Below are 9,139 nucleotides of genomic sequence, written 5' to 3'. Positions count from 1 at the left end.
ATAACCTTATTCCTCTCTTTGGTTCTTTATGATTAAATGTTAAAGTTAATAGATTGCTAACTTAAGACGTATATAAAAAATAGCTAAGTAATCGCCTAACCTAATTTGCTATACTAATTTAATAACGTTATTTTAGTCGGAAAAGTATTTGTGTACTTACACGCTACTTTTCATATACAAGACCGGACGTTAAACGAAACTCTTCAATCCAATATATTCAGTACATTTTAAGATTCCTGTCTGCACAGAAATAACTCTACTCAATCAATCCTTTCACTTCATCAAAATCCAATCCGCCATAATTACCACTACTCATTAACAATAAGGCTTTGTTATCAAAATTTTGAGAGAAGAGATAATTTTTAAAATCGTCTGGATTGGTATAAATAATTAAATCGTCACACTCAAAAGCATCTGCTATTTGTTGGTGTGTTACTGCTTCTAATTTTTTAATTTCTACAGCATGCGGACTGTAAAACACTACTGCAACATCTGCTGCATCTAAAGCGCCTTTATATTCTTTTAAAAATTCGGCATTTAAACTGCTATAGGTATGTAATTCTAAACACGCTACCAAAGTACGATCTGCATATTGTTCTTTAACAGCTTTTGTAGTTGCACTTACTTTACTTGGCGAATGCGCAAAATCTTTATAAGCAACGCTATTATTGGTTTCGGCAATTTTTTCTAAACGCTTGCTTGCACCTTTAAATGTTGAAATAGCTTCGTAAAAATCATCCTCATCTATTCCCATATGTTGGCAAATCCATTTTGCGCCAGCCAAATTATTTAAGTTGTGCTTACCAAACACTTCTATTGGCATTGGTCCTTCTGGAGTTTCTAACAATGTTTCACCATCTTCTACGGTGTATTCTGGTGTGTGATATGGTAATTTTCTAATTGGGTTTTCGCTAGCTTCTACAATGCGTTTAACCGCTTCGTCTTCTTCGTTATAATTTATACTTCCTCCTCGTACAATACTATCTACAAAGATTTTAAACTGCTCTTCATAATTTTCATACGTTGGAAACACATTGATATGATCCCAAGCAATACCACTTAACAACGCTATATTAGGTTTATATAGATGGAATTTTGGTCGTCTGTCTATCGGACTACTTAAATACTCATCACCTTCTAAAACGATAAAATCATTATCCTCGGTTAATTTTACCATCACGTCAAAACCTTCTAATTGCGCGCCAACCATAAAATCTACATCACGATCATGGTAATGCATGACGTGTAAAATCATAGATGTTATTGTGGTTTTTCCATGACTACCACCAATTACAACTCTAGTTTTATCTTTAGATTGCTCGTATAAAAACTCTGGATAACTGTATATTTTTAAGCCTAATTCTTGAGCTTTTAATAACTCCGGATTATCTGCTTTAGCGTGCATACCTAAAACGATAGCATCTAATTTATCAGTAATTTTCTCAGGAAACCATCCAAATTGTTCTGGCAATAATCCTTTAGCTTCAAGACGTGATTTTGAAGGTTCAAAAATCGTGTCGTCACTTCCGGTTACTTGATATCCTTTGTTATGTAATGCTAATGCAAGGTTGTGCATTGCGCTTCCGCCAATGGCTATAAAATGTACGTTCATGGTTTATTTTTGAAGATGTTTCAAAGATAGTTGTTTTGATACTAATTCCCGAATTATTTAAATGACGAAATAAACTTGATTATTTTACAGAGATATTAATGTTTATTAACTCTTTATCGAGTTTTTGAGATAATTTTGACACGAATTTCACAAATGTTCACTAATAAAATAATTACATAGCTTACTTTCAACTAAAGACTGAAAACTGTTTACTGCTTACTGCTTACTGCTTACTGCAAACTTTCCTTAAATTCTTTAAAGACTTCAATTTTTGGTAGTTCTTTTAAAGCTAGATTTATATGTGCTAAAGCTTGCTTATTGTCTTTTTTGTGTTTGTAGATTTGTGCTATACGGTAATTTGCCCAAGCTTTTGGCACACCATCTTTTGCAGAGTAGTTATGCAAATACACTTTTAAACATGTTAGGCCTTTATCTAATTGCACGTTATAATCTGCACATACTTTTCCTATTTGATAGTGTAGTGCATTTCTTTTATGTTTTACCTGTGAGGCTTCAATATTACTAATAGCTTTTTCTGGTAGGTTTTCCTTTTCATATAACGCTGTTAGCTTGTCGTAACAAGTAATAGAGCCACCAACTTTAATAGCTTTTAGGTAATAATCTTCAGCAAGTTCTGGCTCATCATCATATTCATAAATATAACCTTTAGCTAAATAGCCATCTACTTTAGAAAGTTTTTCAAGCTCGTTAGCATATTTTAAAGATTTACTTTTACTACCACCAATAATACCTGGTAACTGCATGTATAACTCTACTAAAGCCCAACGTGTGTCTATATGATTTGGATCTAATTCGGCTGCTTTTAAAAACGCTGCTTTAACGTCATCTATAATGGTTAATGCTCTAATTTTACTTACAGACAAGGCTTTCATCCCTAAAGCGCCTCCATATTTATAATGGTAATTAGCTTCGGTTGGTTTGGCTTCAATTAACTTTTTATATTGCTTTGCGGCTTCATCCCATTTTTTTTGATGTCCGTAAGCATCGCCTAATAATTCTATAGCTTCTAAATCATTTTCATTATTATCAACAAAAGGTTTTAGCTCTGCTTCTGCTTTGCTAAACAATTTTTGTTGAATAAGGGCTTTTCCTTTTTCAATAGAGGTTTGCCCCATTAAAAAAAGCGGAAAGCAACATATAAAAATGATTAATCGCATATTTAGTATTTTCAATTTATACAAAAATAACATTCTGTTGGTATTGTTTTTGATTCTGTTGCGTTAATAATTGTTAACTTTAAATTTCTATCGTTTTACTCAACAAAACGATAGACTCACGCATTTTTAGTTTTAAGTCAAAATGTCTAAACTTATCTTGCTTTTAAAAATAATTTTATGAAACAGATTTCAACCTTAATAATGATTTTACTTTTTGCTACTACTTACGCTCAAGATGACTATTCCAAGCTTTGGAAGCAAGTCGAAACCCATGAAAAAGATGGTTTGCCTAAAAGCGCTTTGGATGTTGTTAAGCAAATTGAAATATTAGCTAAAAAGGAGCAAAACAGACCACAAGTTATTAAAACGCTTATTTTTAAAAGTAAGTATGCGCTAACTTTAAAAGAAGATGCGCAGTTGAGTATTATTAAAGATTTTAAAACTGAAATAAACAACAGCCAATCACCTACCAAAAACGTATTGCAAAACTTGTTAGCTGACTTGTATTGGCAATATTTTAATCAGAATAGATATAAGTTTTACAATCGTACAAAAACTGAAAGTAAAATTGATGAAGTAGATTTTAGAACTTGGGATTTAGACACTTTATTTACCGAAATACAAACACTTTTTAATCAATCTTTAGAAGACGAAAGCGGTTTAAAATCGACACCAATCCATCAATTTGATGCGATAATTAATAAGTCTAAAAACTCAGAAACATACAGACCTACGTTATTTGATATTTTAAGTCACAATGCATTAGACTTTTTTAAAACAGACGAGAACAGCATTACAAAACCAGCTTATAAATTTGAGATTGATAACGAAAGTTATTTAAGTGCTTCGTCACAATTTTCTACCCTAAAACTTGAAGCTAAAGACAGTACTTCTTTACAACTACAGGCTTTAAAAGTGTATCAAAAACTAATTCAGTTTCATCAACAAAACAAAAATTATAAAGCGTTAGTTGATGTTAATATTCAGCGTTTAGATTATGTCTTACAACATGCGACTTTTAATAATAAAGATGAAATTTACCTTCAAACGTTAAAAGATGAAATTTTTAGTATAAAAACAGATGAAACAGCTGCGCTTTACGAATTTGAAATTGCAGAAAAAACTTATCAAAACGGCTTACAATACGATTCTAAAACCAATACCGAAAACCGTTGGTTAATACAAGAAGCTTTAGCGATTGTAAAGAATATCATTAAACGTTTTCCTGATAGCAAAGCGGCTAAAAACAGTACAATTTTAAAACAACAAATTTTAAATAAAGAGTTACAACTTACTACCGAAACGTATATACCAATTCAGCAAAATAGCAGATTTCTGGTACGTTATAAAAATGTAGAAAATCTTGAATTCACGCTTTACAACTTATCTAAAAATCAGTTAGAAACATACAACAAAACCTATCGTAAAGACGAGCGTTTAAAGTTCATAAAAACTTTAAAACAACACACGAATTGGAACAATAATTTAAAAAACGAAAATGACTACCAATCGCACACAACAGAAATTGTCGTACCAAAATTATCTAATGGAAGCTATCTAATTCTTGCTAGAGCCAATAGCGATTTGTACGCTACGCAAACCTTTCAAATTACCGATTTTGCGTTAACCGAAATGGAAACCAACAACGAAGTTATTTTTCAATTAATAGACAGAAATAACGGGCAACCAATTCAAAATGCAACTTTAGATATTACGTACCGTAAAAATTACAAAAACAAATACCACAACTCGACATTAAAAACCGACGTATTTGGTAAAGCTACCTTAAAAAAAACGTCAACCTATCTTTCAGACGTTAGCGCAGAAGTTAAACACAACAACCAAACTGCTTATTTTGGCAATTATTACGTTGGCAGAAAGTACAATAATAACAAAGAAGAAACACGTTACAACGCGTTTGTATTTACAGACAGAAGTATTTACAGACCTAGACAAACTGTTTATTTTAAGGCAATCGCAATAAAAACACTTAAAGAAAAATCTGAAGTGTTACAAAACGAAGCAGTTTACGCTATTCTTTATAATGTAAACAACGAAGAAGTTGGTCGTTTAGAATTAAAAACTAACGATTTTGGATCGGTTGCTGGCGAGTTTATTTTACCTAACTCAGGTTTAAACGGACAATACAGAATTCAAATTTTAGGAAAAAATCACACCTTTGATAATGGTAGACATTATTTTTCAGTTGAAGAATACAAACGTCCAAAATTTGAAGCTAATTTTAATCCAATCACCGAAACCTTCAAAATTAACGATAGTATTACCATAAAAGGTAACGCAAAAGCCTACGCTGGTAGTAATATTAGCGATGCTAAAGTCACTTACACCTTAAAACGTAAAGTACAATATCCAACTTGGTGGTACTGGCGTAGACCGTATTTTAACAGCGAACCTCAAGAAATAACTCACGGTGAAACCAAAACAAATAATAAAGGTGAATTTGATATTACCTTTAAAGCCATACCAGACCAAAGTGTTGATCAAAAATCACAACCTGTTTTTAATTACGAAGTCACTGCAGACGTTACCGACATTAACGGTGAAACGCGAAGCACAACGACAATCGTCAACGTTGGCTATCATGCTTTAACAGCAACTATATCTGTAAAAAGTAAATTAGATAAAAGCAGTAAAGACCATACAATCCAAATCGATACTAAAAATTTAAATGGCGAATTTGTTCCTGCAAAAGGCTCTATTAAAATCTACAAACTTAAAGCACCAAACCAAGTATTAAGACATCGTCCTTGGGACGCACCAGATTATCACAATTTAAGTGAAACAGAATTTAAAACGCTTTTTCCTCATGATGCTTACAAGAATGAAGATGATAGCAAATTTTGGAACAAAGGTGAACTTGTTTTTTCAGAAGAATTCAATACTGAAAACACTAAAGACGTTAAACTTGGTAACATCAGAAAATGGGATTCTGGTAAATACCTTATTGTTTTAGAAAGCAAAGATAAGTTTGGACAATTAGTGAAAGCTGAAACCAGAACAACACTTTACAGTGAAAAAGATAACACTGTTTCAGACAACCAATTGTTTACCATTACCACAAACAAAGACAGTTACCAACCTAACGACACTGCAATAATTACATTTGGTAGTGCAGCGACAAACCTTACTGTTTTTATTGATGTAGAAAAAGATAAGCGAATTATCAATAGTAATAAATATGTAATAAATAACGAGAAAAAAACCATACGCATACCTATTACTAACGAAGATGTTGGCGGTTTTGCCGTACATTATAGTTTTGCTGCTTTTAATAGCTATACCGCTAACACTTTAGCTATTTCTGTGCCATATCCAAAAACCGATTTAGAAATAGAAACCACAACCTTTAGAGACAAAATACAACCAGGAACAGATGAGACTTGGAGCTTTAAAATTAAAGGTCCAAAAGGTGAAAAAATCTCAGCCGAATTACTAGCCAGCATGTACGATGCGTCTTTAGACCAATTTAAATCACATAGCTGGGATTTTAACCTGTTGTACCAACCTAATTACAATCCAAACCGTAACCAAAATAATGGAAACAGTTTTGGACAACGCGGATTTAGAGTCATAAATAACAGCAAGAATTACTATAACTATCCAACACAACAATACGACCAAATTAATTGGTTTGGGTTGAGTTTTGGTAATAGTTATAGAAGGTTATATAAACCAGAAGCGAAAGGTATTATAGTTGAAGAATTTGCTGTTGAAGAAGCTGTAATGGACTTTCCTGCTCCAAATGATGCTGAATTAGATGAAGTTGTCGTTGTCGGATATGGTACAACAACAGAAAAAGCCTATACAGGAACAGCAAAAATTAAACCGTCATCAACTGTTACTGATGGCACTTCGGACATGAAATTATATCCATTACCAAGTGATAAAGAAATAGATTTCAGCACTGTTACAATTCGTAAAAACCTACAAGAAACAGCATTTTTCTTTCCGCAATTACAAACAGATAAAGATGGTAATGTTAGTTTCAATTTTACAACTCCAGAAGCATTAACTAAATGGAAACTACAATTATTAGCGCATACAAAAACTCTGGAGAGTAAAGTTTCAACTTTAGAAACAGTGACGCAAAAAGAGCTTATGGTTATACCAAACGCACCTCGTTTTTTACGTCAAGGTGACCAAATAACCATTAGCACTAAAATTGCCAACTTATCTGATAAAGATTTATCAGGACAAGCTAAATTGATATTAACTGATGCGGTTTCTGGTAAAGATATTACGTCTTTGCTTGTCAGTTCGAGCACTTCGACTTCGCTCAGTATAAACTCCGTTAAGAACTTCTCAGTAGACAAAGACAACAACACACAAGTCGTTTGGCAATTATCCATTCCCGATACGGTAAATGCTGTTCAATATAAAATTGTGGCAAAAGCAGGAGATTTTAGTGATGGTGAACAAAATGCGTTACCAGTTTTAACCAATAGAATGTTAGTTACCGAATCGTTACCAATGTGGATTAGAAGTAACCAGACTAGAACATTTACACTAGATAAGCTCGCTTCGACTTCGCTCAGCGAACAAAACAGAACACTTAGACATCACAAACTGACTTTAGAAATGACTAGCAATCCTGCTTGGTATGCGGTACAAGCTTTACCGTATCTAATGGAATATCCTTACGATTGTAACGAGCAAACCTTTAGTAGATATTACGCTAATGCATTGGCTAGTCATATTGCAAATAGTAATCCGCGTATTCAAGAGGTATTTAATCAATGGAAAAACACCGATGCGTTGATTAGTAATTTAGAGAAAAACCAAGAACTTAAATCTATTTTAATTCAAGAAACACCTTGGTTACGCGATGCGCAAAGCGAAACCGAACAGAAAAAACGTATTGCATTGCTTTTCGATTTAAATAAAATGAATAACGAATTGCAAAACGCCAAAAACAAATTAAAACAAAACCAAATGTCTAATGGTGCTTGGGCTTGGTTTAATGGCGGACGACCAAACCGTTTTATCACGCAACACATTATTACTGGTTTTGGACATTTAAAACAACTTAATGTCGCTTCGACTTCGCTAAGCGACCAAAAAAACATGATTGAAAAAGCAATCAATTATTTAGATTCAGAATTTGTAGAAGAATACAACAACTTAACTAAATACAATAAAGATGTAGATTTAAGCAAAGACCATTTAAGTCATATGCAAATACATTATTTGTACATGCGTAGATTTTTCCCAGAAATTAAAACGTCTAAAGAAGTAAAAACGATAATGGATTATTATCAGTCCCAAATTCAAAATTATTGGTTAAGCAGAAGTCTGTATAACAAAGGATTGATGGCGTTAATTTCTTATAGAAATAATGACACTAATACCACATCTAAAATTTTAAATTCATTAAAAGAAACCAGTATTACTAGTGAAGAATTAGGTATGTATTGGAAATCTAACGAAAACTCTTGGTATTGGTATCAAGCACCAATTGAAACACAAGCGCTACTAATTGAAACGTTTTCTGAAGCTGGAAATGTCATTCAAAATGAAATGAAGAATCTTGAAACCATAGATAATCTTAAAATCTGGTTACTTAAAAACAAGCAAACCAACCGTTGGAAAACAACCAAAGCTACTACCGAAGCTGTGTACGCATTATTACTTCAAGGTAGCGATTGGTTAAGTGTAACCGATATGGTAGACATTGTTTTAGGCGATCAAAAAATAGATCCTAATACTATGGAAGATGTTAAAGTTGAAGCTGGTACTGGCTATTTTAAAACGTCTTGGTCTGCTAATGAAATTTCGTCTAAAATGGCAGAAGTAAAAATCTCTAAAAAAGGAGAAGGAATTGCTTGGGGAAGTTTATACTGGCAGTATTTTGAAGATTTAGATAAAATTACCTCTGCGGAAACACCACTTCAACTAAAGAAAAAATTATTCTTAAAAACTAATACAGATACTGGTGAAACACTTACCGAAATTACTAAAGAAACCAAACTTAAAATTGGCGATTTAGTAACCGTAAGAATCGAATTAAGAAGTGACAGAAATATGGAATTTATCCACATGAAAGATATGCGTGCAGCAGGTTTAGAGCCAACCAATGTGATTAGTCAATACAAATGGCAAGATGGCTTAGGCTATTATCAAAGCACAAAAGACGCAAGTACAAACTTCTTTTTTGATTATCTACCAAAAGGTGTTTATGTGTTTGAATATGATTTACGCGTTAACAATGCTGGTAATATGAGTAATGGTATAACTACTATACAAAGTATGTATGCACCAGAATTTAGTAGTCACAGTGAAGGCGTAAGAATTGATGTTGAATAATAATGTAATTATTCAATACAAAAAA

Annotated in this window: 3 protein-coding genes; 1 reads left to right on the top strand and 2 read right to left on the bottom strand. The window is 32.7% G+C overall.

The window, feature by feature from the left end; all coding sequences use genetic code 11:
• Window positions 1–256: 256 nt before the first annotated feature.
• The gene (locus WA340_RS01105) at window positions 257–1,612 is read right to left on the bottom strand and encodes a UDP-N-acetylmuramate--L-alanine ligase (RefSeq protein ID WP_336126946.1); all 1,356 of its coding nucleotides are present in this window, start codon (window positions 1,610–1,612) and stop codon (window positions 257–259) included.
• Between the two features lie 230 nt (window positions 1,613–1,842).
• On the bottom strand, window positions 1,843–2,790 hold the full coding sequence (locus WA340_RS01100; RefSeq protein ID WP_336126945.1) for a tetratricopeptide repeat protein: 948 nt from the start codon (window positions 2,788–2,790) through the stop codon (window positions 1,843–1,845).
• 177 nt (window positions 2,791–2,967) lie between these two features.
• Between WA340_RS01100 and WA340_RS01095 the strand changes: the two genes are divergently transcribed.
• Complete coding sequence (locus tag WA340_RS01095; RefSeq protein WP_336126944.1) at window positions 2,968–9,114, top strand: alpha-2-macroglobulin family protein; 6,147 nt, start codon at window positions 2,968–2,970, stop codon at window positions 9,112–9,114.
• Window positions 9,115–9,139 lie beyond the last annotated feature (25 nt).

Origin of the sequence: Mesoflavibacter sp. CH_XMU1422-2, assembly GCF_037029245.1 — a bacterium.
In the GTDB taxonomy this organism is placed as follows: domain Bacteria; phylum Bacteroidota; class Bacteroidia; order Flavobacteriales; family Flavobacteriaceae; genus Mesoflavibacter; species Mesoflavibacter zeaxanthinifaciens.
Note: the sequence above shows the minus strand (reverse complement) of the source record. Positions and strands in the feature narration are given on the sequence as shown.